At 47.5% G+C, this 21,971-nt stretch carries 17 protein-coding genes; 7 read left to right on the forward strand and 10 right to left on the reverse strand.

From position 1 onward, the window contains the following. Positions 1-15 precede the first annotated feature (15 nt). The gene (locus tag J6J28_RS09515; protein WP_301721344.1) at positions 16-552 is read right to left on the reverse strand and encodes a helix-turn-helix domain-containing protein; all 537 of its coding nucleotides are present in this window, start codon (positions 550-552) and stop codon (positions 16-18) included. Between the two features lie 333 nt (positions 553-885). Between J6J28_RS09515 and J6J28_RS09520 the strand changes: the two genes are divergently transcribed. The 3 genes from J6J28_RS09520 to J6J28_RS09530 all read left to right on the forward strand — a co-directional run bounded on the left by J6J28_RS09520 (position 886) and on the right by J6J28_RS09530 (position 5,647). Beyond that, positions 886-2,328, forward strand: coding sequence for an ATPase domain-containing protein (locus J6J28_RS09520; RefSeq protein WP_301721345.1), 1,443 nt, complete (start codon positions 886-888; stop codon positions 2,326-2,328). Then, positions 2,325-4,613 (forward strand): EAL domain-containing protein, encoded by a 2,289-nt coding sequence (locus tag J6J28_RS09525; RefSeq protein WP_301721346.1) that lies wholly within the window; start codon positions 2,325-2,327, stop codon positions 4,611-4,613. The genes J6J28_RS09520 and J6J28_RS09525 overlap by 4 nt, the downstream gene beginning before the upstream one ends. A 176-nt stretch (positions 4,614-4,789) precedes the next feature. After that, a complete protein-coding gene (locus J6J28_RS09530; protein WP_301721347.1) occupies positions 4,790-5,647 on the forward strand; it encodes a putative RNA methyltransferase in 858 nt (285 codons plus the stop codon). On the opposite strand, the gene J6J28_RS09535 is transcribed toward J6J28_RS09530, so the two are convergent. The 7 genes from J6J28_RS09535 to J6J28_RS12750 all read right to left on the reverse strand — a co-directional run bounded on the left by J6J28_RS09535 (position 5,635) and on the right by J6J28_RS12750 (position 12,376). Further along, complete coding sequence (locus tag J6J28_RS09535) at positions 5,635-6,954, reverse strand: ATP-binding protein (RefSeq protein ID WP_301721348.1); 1,320 nt, start codon at positions 6,952-6,954, stop codon at positions 5,635-5,637. The two genes, J6J28_RS09530 and J6J28_RS09535, sit on opposite strands and share 13 nt — an antisense overlap. Positions 6,955-7,300: 346 nt before the next feature. Continuing rightward, positions 7,301-7,876, reverse strand: a complete 576-nt coding sequence (locus J6J28_RS09540) for an SOS response-associated peptidase (protein WP_301721349.1) — start codon at positions 7,874-7,876, stop codon at positions 7,301-7,303. A gap of 14 nt (positions 7,877-7,890) precedes the next feature. Then, positions 7,891-8,685, reverse strand: coding sequence for an SDR family NAD(P)-dependent oxidoreductase (locus J6J28_RS09545; RefSeq protein ID WP_301721350.1), 795 nt, complete (start codon positions 8,683-8,685; stop codon positions 7,891-7,893). A 43-nt stretch (positions 8,686-8,728) separates the two neighbouring features. After that, complete coding sequence (locus J6J28_RS09550) at positions 8,729-9,706, reverse strand: glutathione S-transferase family protein (RefSeq protein ID WP_301721351.1); 978 nt, start codon at positions 9,704-9,706, stop codon at positions 8,729-8,731. Between the two features lie 128 nt (positions 9,707-9,834). Next, positions 9,835-10,131 (reverse strand): hypothetical protein, encoded by a 297-nt coding sequence (locus tag J6J28_RS09555; protein ID WP_301721352.1) that lies wholly within the window; start codon positions 10,129-10,131, stop codon positions 9,835-9,837. Between the two features lie 102 nt (positions 10,132-10,233). Then, positions 10,234-11,796 carry a DNA cytosine methyltransferase gene (locus J6J28_RS09560; RefSeq protein ID WP_301721353.1) on the reverse strand — a complete coding sequence of 521 codons (1,563 nt, stop codon included), beginning with the start codon at positions 11,794-11,796 and terminating at the stop codon, positions 10,234-10,236. 55 nt (positions 11,797-11,851) lie between these two features. Then, positions 11,852-12,376: a very short patch repair endonuclease gene (locus tag J6J28_RS12750; RefSeq protein WP_418055177.1), complete on the reverse strand. Its 525-nt coding sequence runs from the start codon at positions 12,374-12,376 to the stop codon at positions 11,852-11,854. 507 nt (positions 12,377-12,883) lie between these two features. Between J6J28_RS12750 and J6J28_RS09565 the strand changes: the two genes are divergently transcribed. Genes J6J28_RS09565 through J6J28_RS09580 form a run of 4 tightly spaced genes read left to right on the forward strand, consistent with a single transcriptional unit; the run spans position 12,884 to position 20,306 of the window. After that, positions 12,884-14,401: an ATP-binding protein gene (locus tag J6J28_RS09565; RefSeq protein WP_301721354.1), complete on the forward strand. Its 1,518-nt coding sequence runs from the start codon at positions 12,884-12,886 to the stop codon at positions 14,399-14,401. After that, the gene (locus tag J6J28_RS09570; protein WP_301721355.1) at positions 14,398-17,226 is read left to right on the forward strand and encodes a Z1 domain-containing protein; all 2,829 of its coding nucleotides are present in this window, start codon (positions 14,398-14,400) and stop codon (positions 17,224-17,226) included. The genes J6J28_RS09565 and J6J28_RS09570 overlap by 4 nt, the downstream gene beginning before the upstream one ends. Next, complete coding sequence (locus J6J28_RS09575; protein WP_301721356.1) at positions 17,219-18,244, forward strand: PD-(D/E)XK motif protein; 1,026 nt, start codon at positions 17,219-17,221, stop codon at positions 18,242-18,244. The genes J6J28_RS09570 and J6J28_RS09575 overlap by 8 nt, the downstream gene beginning before the upstream one ends. Beyond that, on the forward strand, positions 18,237-20,306 hold the full coding sequence (locus J6J28_RS09580) for an AIPR family protein (RefSeq protein ID WP_301721358.1): 2,070 nt from the start codon (positions 18,237-18,239) through the stop codon (positions 20,304-20,306). The genes J6J28_RS09575 and J6J28_RS09580 overlap by 8 nt, the downstream gene beginning before the upstream one ends. A gap of 348 nt (positions 20,307-20,654) precedes the next feature. Here the strand turns inward: J6J28_RS09580 and J6J28_RS09585 are convergent, their stop codons facing one another. Further along, on the reverse strand, positions 20,655-20,951 hold the full coding sequence (locus J6J28_RS09585; RefSeq protein ID WP_301721359.1) for a hypothetical protein: 297 nt from the start codon (positions 20,949-20,951) through the stop codon (positions 20,655-20,657). 42 nt (positions 20,952-20,993) lie between these two features. Then, positions 20,994-21,788: a DUF5694 domain-containing protein gene (locus tag J6J28_RS09590; RefSeq protein ID WP_301721360.1), complete on the reverse strand. Its 795-nt coding sequence runs from the start codon at positions 21,786-21,788 to the stop codon at positions 20,994-20,996. Between the last annotated feature and the right edge of the window lie 183 nt (positions 21,789-21,971).

Genomic DNA, 21,971 nt, shown 5'->3' on the forward strand with positions numbered 1-21,971 from the left:
ATAAAAGTTCACGATTTAGTTATCCTCTAAATCGGACGCCCCCTGATTTTTAAGATCGAGTTCTGAAAAGAATATCTCCAAAGCGCTGGTATTGTCGATGACTGGAGCACCGTCCAAACACGAAGTTGTCTCGGAATTAAACTCATAAATCAAGCGTATTATCTTCGCCTCATCCTCCGGCGTCATACTGATATTTTGATCGCGAAATTTTCTTCGGGTTTTGGCGATCACTTCCTCCATCAAGTCGACATCTAAAAGCTTTTTATCGGTCGCGGACTCCGACTTTTCTGGTAATGCCTGACCCGTAGCAAGCCACTCAAGACTCACTCCTGCCTCTCTGGCTAAAATCAATGCTTTGTCCAAACCCGGAAGTGAGCCAGCGAGGTACTTCCGAATCAGGCTGTCACTAATTCCGCAAGACTTAGCAAACGAATGCACGGACCGCTTGCCTATAGCCTGCTTAAGCCGACACGAAAACCCACTCTCTAGTTTAAACAAAACTCCTGAATGAGAACCGTTCTTTGCTGATGACTTTCTGTTATTTTTCTTCATGTTAAAGCCTTCTTAACTGCCAAAAGCATAAATTATTTGAGAAAGCTCATACCTGGGAGTTGAAAAAGTAACTCTCTGGTGTTATTTTCTCTTCCTAAAGTAAAGTCTGCTATCTCCGTAGAGTGAGAGCACAGAGTCACAACGGTTAGCACCTCAACAGAGGCGGCAACTGAGTTGTTGTGTCCGCAGTATACGAGCTTCCTTCATAATTCGATCACCGAGTATACCACAGAAGCGATTAAGTTCGGACGAAAGACGAGTACCAGGAAAGCTCATTTGCGACTACTAAATGTGCGTTAGCAATCTTAGAGCTTTCAATGTTGGAGGGCCTACATGAATAATGGACGAATCCGCACTGGCATCTCTGGTTTCGATGAAATCCTTCACGGAGGATTGATCCCTGAACGCACTTACCTGATCCGGGGTGGACCTGGCGCAGGCAAGACCACTTTTGGTCTGCATTTTTTGCTCAGTGGCGCTCGGTCAAATAGCCTATTTATCACACTTGGTGAATCTGAGCAGCAATTGCGCGAAAACGCCAAGCTCTGCGGCTTACCCATGGACGATGTGGCAGTACTTGATCTTTCCCCAAGTTTGGAGGAATCCGGCGAAACATATACACTTCTTGAGAGCTGGGAGGTAGAGGGGAATGGTGTCTATGAGCGTATTTTATCCCACGCCCAAGAGCACCGCCCAGAACGTATAGTGATCGATTCACTTAGCCAGATGCGCTATCTTGCCGCCGATACCTTCCTCTTTCGCAAACAAGTAATGTCCCTGTTGCGTAAACTTACCGCCTTGGGTGCAACGGTTTTGTTTACTTCCGAGGAAGGGGCTGGTGACGACGATGAAATTCTGCCCTTTCTAAGCGATGGTGTTATTAGCCTGGAACAATCTGAAAATGGCCGCCATTGTCAGATTAGTAAGTTGCGCGGCTCTTCATTTGCCAGTGGTGCTCACTTTTTCAGCTTAAGCGACTCTGGTATTAGATTATACCCTCGACTTGTACCCGGCCATCACGGTCGTAAAGTCGAGCATACCTTGCTGGGATCCGGCCTGCCAGAATTTGATGCACTCACTCACGGTGGCATTGAACGGGGGACGGTAACCTTACTGTCAGGCCCAACAGGAGTAGGAAAGACGACCCTCGGTGCACAAATAATGAGCGAGGCCGCAAAACGCCGCGAGCGTTCAGTGATCTATTCCTTCGACGAAGGTTCTTCAACTTTCTTCGCCCGCTGCGAGCAAGTGAGCCTGCCGGTGAGCGACATGATCGCAGACGGCTATTTAAATTTTGAACCCGTCGAGCCACTCCATTATAGTCCCGATGAGTTTGCAGACCGGGTGCGCTACGAGGTTGAAGAATGTAACACCACCATGGTTATGATCGACAGCCTGTCGGGTTATCAACAATCCGTACGCGGTCAGGGTCTGGAGCAGCGTGTTCATGCTTTATGTCGATATTTGGTCAACATGGGCGTCACTGTCATCCTGGTCAACGAGATTTTTTCTATCACCGATCAACACACCCGGGTGACCGAATTCGGACTCAGCTACCTCGCCGACAATATCATCATACTTCGCTACATCGAGCTCGAAAGTGAACTACGTAAATCTATCGGAGTGTTGAAAAAACGCGCGGGGAATTTTGAAAGGGCGCTGCGCGAATTTGAAGTTTCCTCGGAAGGATTGAAAGTTGGCCAACCCTTTCACGGACTACGAGGTATTCTGAGTGGCACGCCCGAAATAAATAAAAGTCGTCAGGATAGCGAGTGATAGCGCCCACAGGTCGGCAAGAGAACACGTTCCAAATTGTCATAGCTCTGGCAAGTTCATCCAACAGAGAATTACTCGAACAGTTACTAGGCCGATCGTTTCAGCTGAGCTACGGACTCACAGGGCGCGGCGAACAACTCGCTGAAAAGGCTGATCTGCTGATCGTTGATGTCGTCTCTTTGCAACGCCATTATCATTTAATCCGTGACCTTCGTCGCCGTGCCAGGCCTATGATTTTGCCAGTACTTTTAGTCATCGAAAGTCGCCAGGGCCCACATCCGAAAGTGGCATCAGAACTGGGTATCAGTGTCGATGATATTTTGCGGATCCCTACCAGTAAGGCAGAGTTGACAGCTCGCATCAAAAACCTGCTTCGGCTTAAAGCGCTGGTAAGAGAGCAAGATGATGCCAGAAAACATGTTGCTGGCGTGGTTAGTGCCTTACGGACATTGAGTGCCTGCGACAGTGTTGTGGTGCGCTCCGAATCAGAAAACGAGTTAACCTCTGCCCTGTGCCAAAAAATTGTCGAACAAGGCGGCTACAACCTTGCGTGGATTGGGTTCTGGGAGGATCAGAGTCATTTGGCACTGAATATATGCGCCATGGCTGGCCCGTCTCAGGGCTTTGTCGCCGATCTGAAGCAGAGTATGAGCCAGCAATCAAACTGCACCGAAGCTGTTGCCGACAGTATTCGTACGAACACAACTCACGTCGTCAATGACCTTAACGAAACCATAGTATCACCTGAGTTACGCGCACGCGCCGTGCAGCACGAGCTGGCCGCCGCCATCGTGCTGCCATTAAACACAGAAAGCGGCCCATCCGGCTGTTTAACGATCTACTCCGACCGAGTCGAATATTTCGACCACAATGAACGGCAGTTACTGGAACGCTTGGCTGGCAATTTGGTCTTCGGCCTGAACTCGTTACGGGCCGCTATTGTACGTAAGCAACAGGCCTCCGAAATCCACTATCTCGCATACACCGACTCGTTGACCGGGCTACCTAATCGCCGACACCTGATTGATTACCTGGAGCGCAACTTGAGCGATCCAGAAATGCGAGAGACCGTGGGTGCGATTCTCTTTGTCGATCTGGATGGCTTTAAGTTGATCAACGATGCCCTGGGGCACGACGCAGGTGACGAGGTACTGCGACAGTTAGCACATCGTCTGCAGTCCGCAGTTCGCGACTCCGACCTGGTGGTTCGTCAAGGCGGTGACGAGTTTATTGTCGTCATTCACAACGCTCCCCGTAGTGGCATTCAGGATAATGTCGCTGTGGACGATGTTGCCTTTCATCTGGCAGATCGGATTATTACCCACCTAAGCGAACCACTGACCATCGGCGCTCACACGCATAGCCTAAACGCCAGTGTTGGCATCAGCCTATTCCCCGAGCATGGTCGCGAACCGACGTTGCTGATCGAAAACGCCGACAAGGCGATGTACGAAGCAAAACGCCAGGGAAGCGGCTGCGTGCGGCTTTTTTCAGAGGATTTCTCAACGCGTCGACAGCAACGCTTTTCATTAGAAGCCAAGCTACGTCATGCGCTGGCGCAGGAGCAATTCGAACTCTACTATCAGCCCATATTCGAGCTCGACTCTTGCCGAATCGTTGCCGCCGAAGCGCTGATTCGTTGGCCACAGCAGAGCGGCGAAATAGTGATGCCAGGCAGTTTCATGTCACTGGTAGAAGAAATAGGCCTCATCATTCCGCTAGGTAACTGGATTCTGGAAACCGCCGCCCGCCAGTTACAGGCTTGGCATAAACGGGGCTTCGAGTTAAGCATGACGGTCAACCTCAGCATTAATCAACTTTATCCGAACGGGAATGCGAGTCTTTTTGCCGATTTGGTTAAACCCTATGTCGATCCCTCATGGCTTCACCTTGAGGTTACGGAGCATGCGTTAATGGGAGATCCAGTCGAGATCGAGTTATTACTGAGAGCTCTGCGCGACGAAGGCTTCCAACTGGCTATCGATGACTTTGGTACCGGCTATTCATCTCTTAGCCGATTACAGCAACTGTCCATTCAGACGTTAAAAATAGATCGCAGTTTCGTCAGCCAGCTCTGTCAGCCCGAAAGCAAGAGTGAAGCTCTAATCGCAATCATTCATCAGATGGCGAAAAGCCTCAATCTTCGGACCATCGCTGAAGGTATCGAAACTGAACAACAACGCCAGCTGTTGCTGGCAACATCAAGCGATAATGCCTGGGGGCAAGGTTTCTTGCTCAGCCCGGCCGTTCCGGCAGACGAATTCGAACGTTTGCTAGATAACTAAATCCCCCAACGAAATTCTAATGTAGTTGATCGGGCAATTCATGTTGGCGCCGCAGCGCTGCCGCCGTTCGTTGCTGCCTCATCACGATGCCTGCGCGATGCCAACCAAACCGGCAGAAACAGAGATCGTCAGCAATAAGGCCTGACCTTTTTGATAATCTGCCTTAAACTACGCGCATGACGACTTCTACTTCATTGATAAAGCCTTTTGCGCAGCTCTGTTGTCCGCTTGATGGAAAACCGCTGACGCTTGCCGATAAAACCTGGCACTGCGGCAACGGTCATAGCTTCGATGTAGCCAAACAAGGCTACGTGAACCTGTTGCCGGTGCAGAATAAGCGCTCGAAAGACCCGGGCGACAGCAAAACCATGGTGCAGGCGCGGGCAGATTTCCTGGCTGGCGGATTTTATCAGCCGTTGGCGGATGCACTCGCGGCCACAGTGTTACGTTCCAGAGCTATGACAGTGTTGGATGCCGGTTGTGGCGAAGGCTACTATTTGCGGCAGTTGCTGGATGCTGCAGAGCACTCTGGCTGTGAGCTTGAGGTTGCTGCTCTCGATATCTCCAAGTGGGCCACGCTGGCAGCAGCCAAACAAGACAAGCGCGCCACCTGGCTGGTTGCCTCCAATAGCCAGATCCCAGTCGCGGCGAACAGCATTGATGCGCTTTTGTGTGTGTTTGGCTTTCCGGTCAGCGGCGAATTTCAACGCGTACTGAAGCCAGGCGGCCGATTGGTGATGGTCGACCCCGCAGCGGATCATCTGGGTGAACTCAAACAGGTTATTTATGCTGAAGTTAAGACCAAACCATATCAACTACCGGTCTCTCTTGATGACTGGCAGCTCAAGTCTGAGCAGCGTGTCACCTTTTCGGTAACCCTGCCCACCCAGGCAGCGATTCATAAACTGCTGACCATGACGCCACACCTTTATCGCGCCAGCAATGAAGGCCGTGACCGCGCCGAGGCATTAAGTGAGTTATCGCTTACTATCGATGTATGGGTCCGGGAGTTTTGCCCCGCTCACAACAAATGAATCCGCACTGCGTGCTCGGTATAATAAAGGGGATAGACAAAATGAGTTTGCTCAAGCGGTCCTGAACCTCGAGTACCGGCTAGCTTGATTGTTTTGATAGGAGCACATTTTTGAATGTAGGACTGCAACGAACGGGCTCTCGTACGCGTGCCGCTTTTTACCTCAATTGGAATAATATTGCCTTCTCTATCGGTGGCAATAAACTCTATCTCAGCGCGCGCATCGTACCAGGAAAAAGTCGGCTCGATACCTAAGGCGGCGAGCTCCTGCTGCACGAAGTTCTCTGCAACATATCCTTTGTATTCGTAACCTTGCTGCTTAATTTCCCGGTAACTCACCCCCAGCATATGATTCAGTAAACCGACGTCCATTAAGAATAGTTTAACCCTATTTTCTTTTTTATAAGCGCCAAGCGGGCTACGCGGCCTGCCTTCAATCGGATAATTTTTGATCACCAAGCGGCATTTTTCCAACCAGGAGATAGCGCTTTCGAGCTCCTGATACCGTGATTTACGCTCATGCACGTGCTTAAACTTAAAGCGCTTTACCGATTCGTCCATCACCCCAGAAAGCTGCGAAGGTACTGCATTAAATACCGCTTCAATTAAGCCAGCGTCGACTTTGCCTGAATACTTACCAAAGTCGCGTAAATAGCCCGCGATTAAGTCACGCTGAATTTGATGAACCGCGTCTACACGTTCCAGAATGCTCCTGTCGGCCAATTGAAACCATTTATACACTGCTTCAGGCATACCACCCGTAAAATAGTAGTCAGTGAGCTTTTCCATCAGCTTGACATGGGCCGCTGAGGAATTGACCTGCGCATCGAATGTCTTCAGCAAAGCGGGTTCATTCGCTGCCGCCAAAAACTCGCGAAACGAAAGTGGTGGTAGGTTATGGTGCTGAACCTTGCCCACGGGGAAGCTGTTGAGTAAGCCAATGTTAGAGCCACTGGCTGCGACATACATGTGCGGTGCTTTCTCCGCAAAATACTTTAGCGACGTAACCGCTCGCTCGCACTCCCCAATTTCATCGAGAATAAGAAGGTCAGTTTCAGGATTGAAAGTCTTGCCCGAGAGCAATTCAATATTAGTAAGCACATCTGACGGTGTCAGTGAGTCGGCAAATGCTTGTGCCATGTCCGGCGATTCTAAGAAGTCCACTCGCAACACGCTCGCAAAGGTTTTGCCAAACAGCTCTTGCAGCAAGTATGTTTTGCCGGTCTGACGCGCACCGTCAATCAACAACGGCTTACGATTTGGTTTGGCTTTCCATTGGTGTAATTGGCTCAATAAACTTCGTTCCATGGCGGCCTCAGCGGGTAGATTGTGTCGAAAACACGACAAACTTTACATTATTATGCGCATTAAAACAGCAAATGCTACTTTTTTATGCGCATAAAAATGATTTTTACGGTGCTTGTATCCGCACAAAACCGCGTCAGCTGGTGGTCATTAATGGGCTCGCCCATCTCTTTAACGCGAGCCAGTTTTTACCAAGTTCTTGCGCGCTGAGTGGTTGCGCGCTGAGTGGTGAGCGCTTCGGCCACATCAGTAAGTTTGAGTTTCATGCTGGTACGCTTGGCGGTAATGGCCTCCGCCAATTGCTTAGGTGAAAAACGCTCGGATAAATCCACCTATAGGTTAATTTAAATTAACTTTTGTGGATACTCAGCGGAATATCTTGAGGAGCGTGCAACAGCGGGTCGAGCGCCTCGGCATTGCTGGTCAGCCAGAACGTCACTTCATCCGGGCGCACCAACAGTGGCATGCGGTGGTGGTACTCCAGGCATTGCGGCGTTGGCGCTGTGGTTAGGGTCACCAGGCGGTTTTCGCCATCGGTCATTGGGAAATAAAGCCCTGCCATGTAAAAGGGCTGCTCATCAGGATGGGTAAAAAGGTACTTGGTCTTTTTCGACTGCCCCTCTTCGGCTTTCCATTCGTACCAACCGCTGCAGGGAACGACGCAGCGATGCAGCTTGAACGCCGCTTTGAAGGTAGGCTTGGTCGCGGCAGTCTCTGCCTGAGCATTAATTAACGGCCGCTTCGCCCATTGTGGCTGAATGCCCCAGGAAGAACTCAGCTGCTGTAGCTCTTGTTCATATGCAACAATCTCCACCTGCTGCGTCGGCCGCAGATCATGATTGGTTTGCGTTGTGAAGTTGAGCCCCAGCTGCTCGCTGACAAACCGCGTCAATTGGTGGTCGTTAATGTCTAGCCGTCCGCACATGACTGCTCCTTGGGTCAGCCGATGCTCTCGACGATGCCGCCTTCGACGCGCAGCGCGGCTCCGGTGGTGGCACTGGCCTGCAACGAAGCGGTATAAACGCTGAGGTTGGCGACCTCTTCCGGCGTCGCCAGGCGCTGAATCAAGCTCGAGGGGCGATTCTCTTTCAGAAATAAGCTCTCCATCTCGTCGACGGAGACGTCGCGCTCTGTAGCTTGTTTCTCCAACATTTCTTGTACGCCTTCGGTGCGCGTGGGGCCAGGCAGAATACTGTTAACAGTAACGCCAGTCTCCGCCAGCACCTTGGCCAGACCGCGCGAGAGGCCTTGTAATGCCGCTTTGCTGACGCCGTAGTGCATCATCGCAGTGGGAATATTGAGTGCCGACTCACTCGAGATAAACTGAATGCGACCCCAGCCACGCTCGCGCATGCCCTTCGCGTAGTGCCGCGATAACCGTACACCGCTCATCACATTCACCTGAAACATCTCCTCCCAGGCATCGTCTTCAAGGTCAAAGAACGGAGTCTCACCATAAATGCCAAGATTGTTGATGAGGATATCGACATCGGGAACGGCGTAAATCAGCTTCTGTGTACCCTCGGCACTGGAAAGATCGGCGACAACGCCTGACAGACGTGCATCGGGTACGTTTTCTTTCACGGCTTCAATGGCCGCATCTACAGTTCGCTGCTTGCGCCCATTGATGATCACTTCAGCGCCAGCCCGCGCCAGACCCTCGACAATGGCAAGGCCAATTCCGCCGGTAGAGCCGGTCACGATCGCACGTTTTCCACTTAGGTCGATCTGCATCAATTCTCTCCTTCTTTCGTTTATATGTAGGGCAAATGGCGCTTTACTTCCGAGCACCTGTGCCTTGATAAATGCCTTTTCCGGCTAGACGTTCACGATCATGCGCGCGTTCGAAGTCCAGCTCCGGACCCATGGGCACGATGCAGGTCGGATTGACAGCTTTGATCGAGTAGTAGCCCTTCTTAATATGTTCAAGGTTGACCGTGTCGTTCACGCCTGGCCACTGATACAGCTCGCGCAGATAGTTCGACAGGTGCGGGTAATCTTCGATGCGCCGGATGTTGCACTTAAACACACCATGGTAGGCGGCATCAAAGCGCACCAAGGTGACGAAAAGTCGCCAGTCAGCCTCGGTCAGATAAACGCCGGCAAGATAGCGATTATTGGCCAGGTTCGATTCAATGCGATCCAGCGCTTCGAATACCTCGCTCACCGCCTCGTTGTAAGCGGTCTGCTCTTTGGCAAAACCGGCGCGGTAAACGCCGTTGTTCAGCTTCGGATAGATAAGCTCGTTCCAGGCATCGATCTCCTCACGTAACGACTCGGGATAAAAATCCAGATCATTGCCGGTGAGATCGTCAAAAGCACTGTTGAGGATACGGATGATATCGGCCGATTCGTTATTGACGATGCGCCCTTCTTTGCGATCCCACAGTACCGGAACTGACACCTTGCCGGTGTAGTCAGGGTCTGTCGCAGTATAAAGTTGATGGTGGTGGTGAACCTCGGGTAAATGCTGTCCGGCATCCTGAGGCTTATCATACTGCCAACCCTCTTCGCCCATTGCTGGCTCGGCAATGGAGAGCAGAATGTGCTCTTCCAGACCTTTGAGCTTGCGGAAAATCAGCGTGCGAGAAGCCCACGGGCAGGTGTAGGACACGAAAAGTTGATAGCGCCCCGACTCGACCGGCGGCTTGATCCAGTTGCGAAACTTAGTCTCTTCGCGCTCAAAAGAACCGCTTTTTGTTTCGCTGTCAGCAATATCGCCCTTTACCCATTCGCCATTCACCAGACCTGCCATAACGCCCTCCTTTTTTACTCATGCAATAAGTCTAGGTGAGTTTTAACAGAGGTCAAAAGCCATTCTGGGGGTCTTTCATTTGCAACCTGCAGCGATTAGCTAAGCCACAAATCGCACCAGGCGAGATACTAATTTACACTGTGTTCGCGCCGGGCCTCGATTTGTGCCGCAGGTAGCTCGCCGTCGACAATCGGCTCAAGCGCAAACTGGACCTTTGGGATCAACGACTTGAATTCAGCTAGCATGGTCTTTTCGTTCACAGTTTCATTAAACACCAAAGTCACCCGCAAGCTTTCAGGGAACCTCGTATAGTCGACGGTGTGAGTGAGCCATTCAAAACCGCTGCAACGGTGTTTTGCCGCTTCGCATACAACGGTTAGCTCGCGGACGATGTCACGCTCTAGCTTTTTGTCGGTTTTGCGCATGACCGGGGCCCCTCATGTTACTGGCTCTAACGTTTCCTCGCCAAATAGAATCATGAAAACCAACGAGATTTTCAACAAATTGACAGGCCCCATTAGAAAACATCACCGCTTAGCTAGAAGATCCAACTCCAAGATGGACTCTGCAATCATCCTCGCAAGCATAGGGGGAACAGCGTTACCAACTTGGTGATACTGCTGTGTCCTGTTTCCCTGAAAAAAGTAATTGTCTGGGAAAGTCTGGATTCTAGCCGCCTCTCTGACTGTTAGGCTGCGACATTGCTTGGGATCCGGATGAATATAATAATGCCCGTCTTTAGATATGTGACTAGTAATTGTCGTTGCCGGCTCATTACTGAGCTGGACTCGGAACCTGTCACTAAAGTTACCCGACTGCCAGTTACTGTGGGTGGGAGCTAACTGAGGAACCCAAAAATCTGCAGGCCCTTTGGGTGAACGCCCAAATACTTCTGCGAAACAGGATGCATAAAAGTACCGCGTAAGATCTGACTCCATGTGGCTGCGCGCTTCATGGTTTAATATGACATCTAAGCTATTGTCATAGAACCATTTTTTATAAAGGACCTTATCGACGTTCCAGAGTTTACGCTGCAGCTGGTTACTCCCGTTGTCCAGATTGTGTGCAGCAAGGGCATTAAGCGACCTGACGCAGTAGTCTGATAATGGCCTAAATGCTTCACCGCCTTTTTTAGTCATGTAGCTGGCTACCGCGCCCACATTTCTTTGAATCGTTTTTTTCCACTCTTCTATGTTATCCGCAGTTCTCGAAATTCTGCTCCGTAGTTGAGGCAGGTCCGAAATCACGTCTCTCACATTGACCTGCGGTTGACCCTGAAGTCTCGGGACAGAACCAGAAAAAAGATCGGAACGGATCCCAAGCAGAATTACTCGATGTCGTTTTTGAGGAATTCCGTAATCTTCCGCCTGAATCACGAAGTCTTTCGGATCCAATTTTGTGGGATCATCACCTTTCTTAAAGCATGTCCCCGTCACAAGAGAGCAAATGATGTATTCATGCCCGCTCGCTTCTCCATTCTTGTCTAATTCAAAAGGCGCCGAAAGGTCCCTAAGGATACTGTGGAATATACGCTCGCCGTTCACCCGTGATGACAATATCCCTTTGACGTTTTCCATTACGAAAAGAGCGGGTCCATTTTCCTGTATGATCCTTAAGTATTCGCGATATAGGAAATGCCGCTTGTCCTCTTCCGGTTTGTAATCTAACTTGCCTTTATTTCTTGAACGGCCGGCGAGAGAATAAGCCTGACACGGTGGTCCGCCAATAAGAATCCACGGCTCATCTTTCGGAAGATTTTTGACTATAGCTTCGTCAAGGGTTCTGTTCCCTTCGGAGGTCCCAAGCTCAACACAAAGCGCTTCGGCTTCGGCCTCCTCCCAGTATGGCAAACTCTGCTCAGTATAAGGAGTATCAGCATCACCATTGCAGAACGCGTAGTAGTCGGCCAAGCGTTCGGGGGCTTGTTCTCGCAAAATCCTGAAAAACGCCCGAAGCGTTAAGGTTTTATGGGCGATGGGATCCATTTCCGCAGACGCCACGATATTGAAATTGCCCGTTGAAGAAAAGCCTTCCCCCAAGCCGCCAGGACCGGCAAAAAGGTCGATAATAGGAGTAGCCACGCTGCTCATATCCTTGAGTCATTCTCGATGTTGCCAGGATACCAGGCCCGGCACTCAAAGACAATTATGTAGCGTTTATATTTTCTAGTATTTTGAGGTGAGATTTATACTCATCGGCATTCTCATGCAGCTCCATGCCAGTGCTACTGATAATACCTAACGGCTTGTGATGACTCAAAAAACGTTGAATGAGCACAACAATGTAATCCAAGTCTAGTCGGGCAGGACCTTTTAGCGCGCACTCCCAGACTACAAGTGCCCTTATATCGCAGGGCAATAGATTTTCAATGACCGTGTGATCGCGAACTTGATTTTCCTGTATTTTATTTATCCAAAAAGATGTGCGCGTTTTGGGAACGCTGAATAAATGGCACTGGTGCCCATGCCAGAAACAACCGTTGATAAAGATTGCCGTTTGCGCTGCTCTAAAATAAACGTCAGGTCTACCCGGGATCTGTTTTGTATGAACGCGGTATCGGAGCCCCGCTCTATGAAGCCTACTACGTAGCTTTAGCTCAATTGCAGTATTCTTTCCTTTGATAGCGCGCATGTTTTTACTTCGGGTTTGCTTCGAATGGACGTCCACCATTTTGAGCTCCTACTATATTCACTCGAGCCTACTTAATTAGTCAAAAAATAGCATAAAGGAAAAGGTATTCACTGAATCAGTAATCAGACCTTTTAAGAAATAGATTTAAGCATCGCAAAAATTTGAAGACGGTAAGAAAGTATACTCCGGCGTTTCTGAAATTTCTTTGCTTCCATTTTAATATTTGAATGCACGCCAACCCCTGACGTGTTATAAAAAATGATAAATATATGAGGGTGAAAGTTAGAAGTGATAGCCAATCATACCTTTCAATTTTGGCGTCTCGCTTTCCGTACTTAGTTACTGTATCTCATCCATATTTCTTAAGCCTACACTCATTTAGCTTTATGAGATGCTTATGAGTGGAGGTCTCAATCAAAATAAAGTAATAAAAAAAATCAGCGGTGACTTCGTAAACAGGCAACGTGACCGCCCTCCACTTTATATGTAATCTCCCATATAAAAGATTTGATGAACCTAAGAGCGACTGTTGCGAAAGAGTTAACTATGAAAAGTTACGATATTGTAAATCCAAGTGCCGCCGCAATGATCGAATCATTGCGTGCCTACGGCTATTCTCTGAATACTGCCATTGCCGACATTATTGATAATAGTATCTCTGCTGGCGCTAATAATATCTGGATCCATCTGCACTGGGGGGGCGATGGTTCATGGCTCTCCCTTGCTGATGATGGTATCGGAATGGATAACAAAACTCTCATTAATGCGATGCGCCCTGGATCTAGCAACCCTTTGGATGTAAGACCAGAGTCTGATTTGGGTCGATTCGGCTTAGGATTGAAAACCGCTTCTTTCTCACAATGTAGAAGCTTGACTGTTGCTTCGAAAGTAACCGGAGGGGAACCAAATCTAAGCCGATGGGATTTGGACTATGTAGGTAAGCATAATGAATGGAGACTTTTAAAAGATGCGCGGCCCGGTTCGGTTGAAAGGTTTACACGACTAAAGTCTATGGAGCACGGCACAATTGTCTTGCTTGAAAACCTTGACCGCTTATGTCATCAGCAAAACGTGAAAGATGAGTCCCAGCGTAGAAAATTTTTCGCTCGTATAGAAAGTCTGACACAGCATATTTCTATGGTATTTCACCGCTTTATGGAGCGTCGAAATGGCCTTAACATATTTATAAATGGCTATGATAACACGCATAAACTAAGGCCTTGGGATCCCTTCCTGTCGCTGAAAGAGGCAACCCTTCCTCAACCTCAGGAGAAGAAAGCTTTTCATGCCGGTATTGTAAAAGTAAAGGGGTACGTATTACCGCATAAAGATAAACTCAGTACCGATGAGTATGAAGCAGCAGCAGGTCAGAACGGTTGGAATGACCAGCAGGGCTTTTATATATATCGTAATGAGCGCCTTTTAGTTGCTGGCTCTTGGTTGGGTTTAGGTGGACACCGTCATGGATGGACTAAAGAAGAGCATTATAAACTCGCTCGTATCAAAGTCGATATCCCAAACAGCATGGATTCTGCTTGGCAAATAGATGTGAAAAAATCTACGGCTGTGCCACCAGCACTTGTCGCAGACTGGTTGGAGAACTACGCCGTTCATGTCAGAAAAGAAGCAAGAGAGGTCTTTTCACATAGAGGACAATACGGACAGCGTACAAGAAGCTCGGAAATTACTCGCCTATGGAAAACAGGCACCCGAAGTGGCTCACAAATATACAAGATTGACCGTCAGAACGATTTAGTCAAAAATATTTTGCAGCACGCCGGAGCGTTAAAACTAAATATTGAAGTTCTACTCCGGATGCTTGAGGAAACCGTGCCCGTCCAGCAAATCTGGCTTGATATCGCAGAATATTCTGAGCGAAGCAATGAGCCAATGGGGGGGCTGGCCGAAAAGCAGGTATTGGATCTGGCTGAAACGACGCTGTCGACCCTCGTCGGCTCAAGTCGAAAAGCAACGGATAGTGATATTGAATATATCTGCAAGATGGAAGGATTCACGGCCTACGCCGATATCATAAGAGCCAAATATCAGGGAGTGAAAAAATGAGTACATACGCCAACGTAAAGTTAATTGCTACCGGTCAGATCGAGGAAGTAAAAAATCAGGTAGGTGGCCAGCTCACTCTTGATTTAATCAAAGAAAAAGTACTTTGGGCCATTTCAGTTGTACCTGGCGCCGAAGAAAAAATTGATCATAAAATAATGATTGCAGAGTTTGAGCGAGATTATCATACCTATGTTGGGGAAGCGCTCACCTTGCATGGTCAAGAAGATGGTTGGGAGCCATGGTTAAGTAAAGCTAAAGCAGACATTGAATGGTCCTACTGGTCGCGCTATCGCACTCATTTACTACAACATAAGAATTATCCGAAAACGGTTGTCGATAAAATCGATGAAGTAACCGATGAAACTCTGAATAACCTCCAAGATCCAAAGGTTGAAGGCCCCTGGGATAGAAGAGGTATGGTCGTTGGACACGTGCAATCAGGGAAGACCACAAACTATGCAGGCTTAATTTGCAAGGCGGCCGATGCTGGCTATAAAGTAATTATTGTTCTGACAGGCTTCCACAATAACTTACGTACTCAAACTCAGATTCGCCTAGAGGAAGCGTTTGTAGGCTATGATATTACTGCATCAAAAGAAGATCGAGCTCGGGTACCTGTCGGCGTAGGAAGAATTAGTTCCGATCCGAGTTTGCGCGTTGATACTATTACCAATCGCTCTGAGCTGGGCGATTTTAATCGTCAGGTGGCCAATAATTTTAGTATTAACCCTGGTGGTCGGCCCTTGGTTTTCGTGATTAAAAAAAATGCTTCGGTCCTCAAGAATCTGGTCAAGTACCTTGAGTATGTAGCGAATAGTAAGGATAAAAACGGTAACCCACGTATTAGTAAAGTTCCTCTTCTATTAATTGACGATGAGGCCGACCAAGGCTCAGTGGATACCGCAAAAATGGACTTTGACTTAGAAGGCGATCCGGATCCGGATCATGAGCCAACAACCTTGAACCGTCTTATCCGAAAAATATTATTTATTTTTTCTGAGTCTGCATATATTGGTTATACAGCGACTCCCTTTGCCAACATTTTTATCCACAGCGAAGCAGAGTCTGATAAATATGGGCAAGACCTGTTCCCACGCAGTTTTATAACGACAATCCCTACACCCAGCAATTATATCGGACCAGAAAAAGTATTTGGCTTAACTGATAACGATGTAGAAGCTAGACAATCTGGAATACCCATTACGCGGCCAATCACCGATTACGCGGCCAGCAGCTCTTTGGATGAGAAGAGCGGCTGGATGCCCCCGAAACACGATAAAAACCATATTCCAGTGTTCGCGGGAAGCCAAACTATACCTACATCATTACGTGAAGCAGTACTTGCATTTATCCTCGGTTGCGCGGTGAGAGTCCTCCGTGGGCAGGAGGATGAGCACAGTTCGATGCTAGTCCATGTTACCCGATTCGTTGATGTTCAGGAGCAAGTCTATAACCAGATAGCTAACTTAATGAGAGACTTTAAGGGTGTTCTGGCTTATGGAGAGGAAGGCTCCAGAGATGAGTTGTTGAACGAGCTCAAAGGTCTTTGGGATAAGGACTTTATAAAAACTAACGGTGATATTGCTGACGAACAGTGCCCCAGCCATAGCTGGACCGAGGTGAGCTCAAAAATTCTAGCGGTTACCCAATCAATCAAGGTGCGCCGGATCAATGGTTCTTCAGGAGAAGTGCTGGACTATGACCAGCATAAAAGTAAAGGCCTTAATATTATAGCAATCGGTGGGGATAAGCTTTCGCGAGGCTTGACGCTTGAAGGCCTTACCGTGAGTTATTTTACTCGCCCTAGTCGAATGTACGATACCTTAATGCAGATGGGGCGTTGGTTTGGTTATCGTGACGGTTTCATTGATGTTTGCCGTCTATATGCGCCGAAAGAGCTAATTAGCTGGTTTCAGCATATTACCGATGCCAGCGATGAACTGCGTAAAGAATTTGTCCTGATGTATGAAATGGGCGATACGCCGGCTAATTATGGGCAGCGAGTGCGATCTCACCCAGTATTGATGGTCACGTCACAAGTCAAGATGCGCCACAGTTTGGAACTAACCCTTAGTTATCAGGGAGCTATTTCAGAAACTATCGTTTTCTCGAGGGAACTCGAGGACGTTGAGTCTAATTATAACGTTACTACCGCGCTGTTAAAGCGAGTTAATGCATACGCCGAAAAGCGTCAGCGACCAATTCGAAAAAATAATAAGTCTAATGACGCGAAAGGAAAGTACCTTTGGTCAAACATTAAACCTGATGACGTGTTGGAGTTCTTACGAGGATATGTATCGCCTTCTCAGCACGTTCGCAAGGTTAATACCTCCTTACTTGCAGAATATATTGAAAAGCAAATTGATAATGGTGACCTTACCAACTGGTCTGTGATGCTGGCGGGAAAAAGCCCGCTTGAATCGGACACGATAGATTTAGCTGGTGTCCAAACTGGTCTGCTAACGCGTGCCAACCACCCGGTATTTTCAGAGCCACCTAGTAGCGAGCCCAACGCTTATCGTATTCGCAGGCTAGTCAGCCCCAGTGATGAGTCTTGGGACTTAACAGTTGATCAATATCAGTACGCTATGAAGTTAATCCAAAGTAGTGACAAAAAGTCCCCCGGAGGTCCTGAGATAAGAGTTGCTCGCAATAAAAGTCATGCTATGTTGATACTTTATCCGCTGAAACATCAGGAATACACCACTCCACTCGGGTCACAGAAACCTTACATTGGTTTTGCTATCAGTTTTCCGGGTAATAAAAATGATAAGCCAGTCAAATACCGAGTTAACGACGTATACCAGGGACAGATGGATGATTAGCCGGCAAGAGAAAATCAAAAGAGTTTTCGATGAACTTTTAAACGACTATGGCTACGAAGGTCAACGTGTTCGTAAGCGCATCGATCACAGCTCACCCATTAACCTTTATGCTGCGCGTTCATTTCCTCAAAATAATGTGTTGCTAGAAGTAGGGCCAATCAAGAGAAATTTTCTCCCCGGTGGTTTCACTCGACCTCATATTCAGGGTCTGAATATAAGGATGTCTTCAAGTCAAAAAGCTGGTGGTGGAGATATCACGCTATTGCTTGAATTACAGCAACCGCGTGCTATCGATGTATTCACTACCTTTGTAGCCCGCATTTGCGCAGAAATGGATGGACTTCAAAGTCCGACTGATGCGGTTAAAGCAATGGTTATTCTAATTGAACGGTGGAAAGAATTCTTTTCTGGGAATTCTGAGTTGCTCTCTGAAGCCCGTCAAACAGGGCTGTACGGTGAGCTCTACTTAATGTCCAAACTGTATGAAGCAGGCGTACCGCTTAGCAGCGTTGTAAAAGCTTGGACTGGCAGTAAACGAACCAGCCAAGACTATGAGTTTGATAATGCCTCGATAGAAGTAAAATCATCGGCTGCTGTGAGTGCCACCACCGTAAGTATTACCAATGCTCGTCAGCTCGATGATACTGGTTTAGATATTCTTCTACTCGCTCGGATACTTTTTGATGCTCGTCAAGGCATAGAACACAGTTTGCCAAAGTTAATTAATTACCTCCGAGAGGTCATCACCGAGCACGCTGTTGAAGTATCCCTAGATTTTGAAGAGAAATTACTCTTGGCTAAATATCGAGACCATTATGCCGAGTATTATACCAATCGAACTTATTCGCTTCGGGCATTGGAGTTTTATGAAGTAAAAGAAGGCTTCCCGAGGTTATTAGAGTTTGACCTGCCAACCGGTATTACAAAACCTTCTTATGAAATAATTATCGAAAACTGTAAAGCTTTCGAAAGATCCGCTGAATATACGTTTGAAGTCATGAGGAAATGCTGTGATTGAGAACTTAGAATTTGAAGAGTTTTACAAGGCTATTCGTTCCGAAATCAACGATGATAGTAACGAGGCTTTGAAAGAAGGTTATCGGATTGATCGCTTTACTGAGTATTTTATCAATCAACTGGGAGAGTTTGGTATTACCGCCGACGCTAATATTTGCTTTGTAGAAAAAGAGCTCGGTAATGCACGGGCTATCAGTAATGCTTGGGATATAGACGAAGAAGAAGGCCGTCTTTCACTTTTTATTACCGACTTCCGTGATTCAGAAACTCCAGAAACCATCACCAAACAAGATGTCGTAGTAGCCGTCAACCGAGCAGCGCGGATTTATAAGTATGCAGAGAAAAAGGGTTACGAAAATCTAGAAGTTTCCTCGGGTGAGTACATCATGATTCGCACTATTAAGGAGGCGTTCCAATTAATTACTCAGGTTCACATCTACTATCTGACTGATGGTCAGCTAGCACACACTAATGATATTCAAACTTCTTTGAACGATCTACCTGTTTACGTCAGTTACTGGGATATTCAACGGCTATACCGACTAGTGTCATCAGGTCGAGAATACGAGCCAATAGAGATTGATCTTGAGCAGAAATTTGGCAAAGGAATCACATGCCTCTCTATGCCTTCCAATACCGACGAATATCAAGGCTATTTAGCGATTATTCCCGGTGATATGTTAGCTTCCTTATATGACGAGTATGGCTCACGACTGATGGAGTTGAATGTGCGTTCATTTCTACAACAACGAGGTAAGGTCAATAAAGGTATTCGTGAAACCATCCTAAAAACGCCCCACCGTTTTCTGGCTTATAACAATGGTATTTCGGCAACCGCTGAGGAAATCATGACCGAGCGCACTGCTAATGGAGATATGGTCATAAAAAAACTTATAGGGCTACAAATTGTGAATGGTGGACAAACTGTCGCATCTATCCATCGCGCAAAAAAGATAGAGCGCTGTGGCCATTTGGCAACATTAGCGGTTCAAGCTAAAATCACAGTCGTTAAGGCCTGTATGTTAGAAGAGCTAGTTCCTAAAATAAGCCGCTTTTCAAATACGCAAAATACAGTCAATGAAGCAGATTTTGCCTCTAACGACCCATTCCATATCGCTATTGAGCAATTGGCCAACACGACGTGGGCTCCCGGAGAGCAAACTCGCTGGTTTTACGAGCGAGCGCGGGGACAGTATGAGGTTGCGCGAAACCGTATTTCTGGTAATTCAGCTGCTAAACGACGTACATTCGATGCGCAAACTCCCAAAACCCAAAAGTTTGCCAAAGTAGAACTGGCAAAATTTTATAACTGTTGGGAACAAAAGCCTGAAATAGTGGCTCGAGGCTCACAAAAAAATTTCGTCCACTTTATGACACACATAGCAAAAGATCGTCCTGGCTTCAAACCAGACGAATATTTTTACAAACAACTCATTGCAAAAGCGATTATTTATAAAGCAGCTGAAAAAGTGGCTCGTAAACACAAATTCTCCAGTTATCGTGCTAATGCGGTGGCTTATACAATTTCACTCATTTCATTTAAGACCGTTGGCCGACTGAATTTAACAAGCATCTGGGAATTTCAGGATATATCCGATGCACTCTCTAATACTCTAAATGACTGGATGCCTGTAGTGCGAGATGCCATAGTAACTACTGCCGGCAGCCGGAACGTAACTGAGTGGGCTAAGAAGTCCGAATGCTGGCAGGAAATTCAACTGCTAGATCTCGTCATTCCTAAAGCGCTGGAAGATGAATTCCGAAAGGGAGACGCACTACCTACGGTGGGAGGCAGGGCGAGAAGTGGCAGAACTGATCAGCTTTCTTCTTTGGACCGTCAGAATATCAACCGCGTCATACAGCAAGATGCTGAGTTGTTGTTCAAATTAGGGATGTGGGGTAAGAATACTGGCAACCTTAAGGATATACAAATCAGTATTGTGCTAACGGCCGCGACATATGCCGCAGCGGGTTGGGAGTCAATCCCTTCCCATAAGCAAGCTAAGCATGTTGTGGCAGCAATCGAAATAGCGAAGCAGGCAGGCTTCTTTGATCGGGAATAATCTTCTGCGCCATTTTATCTAATGCCAAACCAATATTGGCAACTAAAGATTATGTCCATTTTCCCGTTAGTTAAACACTACCTAACGGGAGTGACCTCTCCCCACAACCATAGAACGATCCAAAAACTTTATCTGACCTCTGATTGGCATTGTCGGTTACACTAAGTGGTGAATCGGAAATAGACGAACGGTTTTGGCGCTATATAACCTGTGGTGTTGGCCGCAGTTTACGATTGGTTTGCATTTTGAAGTTGAGCTCCTAACTGCTCCCTGACAAACTTCATGAGCTGATGATCGCGGATATCTAATCTACCGCACATGGCTGCTCCCTGTAGGCCCGCGTCATAATTAATTTATGCTGTGTTCGCGCCGGGCCTCGATTTGTGCCGCAGGTAGCTCGCCGCCGACCATCGGCTCAAGCGCAAACTGGACCTTCGGGATCAGCGATTTAAATTCAGCCAGCATGGTCTTTTCGTTGACCGTTTCATTAAACACCAAAGTCACCCGCAAGCTTTCAGGGAACCTCGTATAGTCGACGGTGTGAGTGAGCCATTCAAAACCGCTGCAACGGTGTTTTGCCGCTTCGCATACAACGGTTAGCTCGCGGACGATGTCACGCTCTAGCTTTTTGTCGGTTTTGCGCATGGTTATAGATCCTTGGGTTGATGGCTTCGGGCGGTCAAGCGGTTAGAATTCGCTTCTACCCAGATAATCACTCGCCTCAACGAGAGAAACGCCCGGCGTGTCAATCACACAGCGACGTAAATAATAAAGATGACCGGAGCCATAAAATACGATTGCGCGTTCACCGTCAGCCAAGTTTTGAAGTAGCTTTGCACAAATCCTGTAATTGCGGCTCGCCCACTCTGAAACTAACTTGGCACCTGGCTGCTCTTTATCTTTTCCAATCAACAACATCTTTGAGTAATAACTTTGACCAAATACTGCATAGTCTGGCGAGCTGGTAAAACTTAATATCTCGCTTAAGTGCATAGTGTTTTGCATGGTCTCAATTTTGGACGTTATATATTTACCCATTTCATCCGTTGCATCTAAAATACTGGTTTTATTGTTCGCTTCAGCCCACTTTTTTAGCTGTTGATAGGGAAAGCTCCCATCTGAGTCAATGCCAATGACGTGTTGTAACTGGTTGTCCTTAGCCAATCGAAATCCGAGCTGAACCACTTCATTGCGGGATTCCGGAAGCTCGCCTTTTAGATAGCTTTCATAACGCTCAGACGTTATCTGTTTAGGCCATTCAACCATAACCTTCGTGGGATTAAATTTAGAAAGCTGCTCTGAGATAGTATTCAATTGTCGTTGAGCATCCTCAGTCAATACATCCTGAGCGTTAACGTTGTGCAGATCTTTGTTCGGATTGGCCATATGGAATGTGCCAACAATCATAACTTCGGCTTTTTCCTCTGCTGATGCATGAGCCAAACTCGTCAAAAAAATGAAAATAATAATAAACCACTTCATATTATCCTCCTTCTTCTAAATAGTAGATCTGGCTCGTACTCATGTCCAAGTTACGATGACGGTCCCCCAAGAAAAAGATCCACAAGGACGATGAATTTGGGCATGATAAAGACCTTACGAGGGCCACGTCATGAAATCAAAACGTTTTTCAGTCGAGCAGATCGTTTCCGCTATAAAACAGCA

Source organism: Pseudidiomarina terrestris, assembly GCF_030466375.1.
GTDB classification, from domain to species: domain Bacteria; phylum Pseudomonadota; class Gammaproteobacteria; order Enterobacterales; family Alteromonadaceae; genus Pseudidiomarina; species Pseudidiomarina terrestris.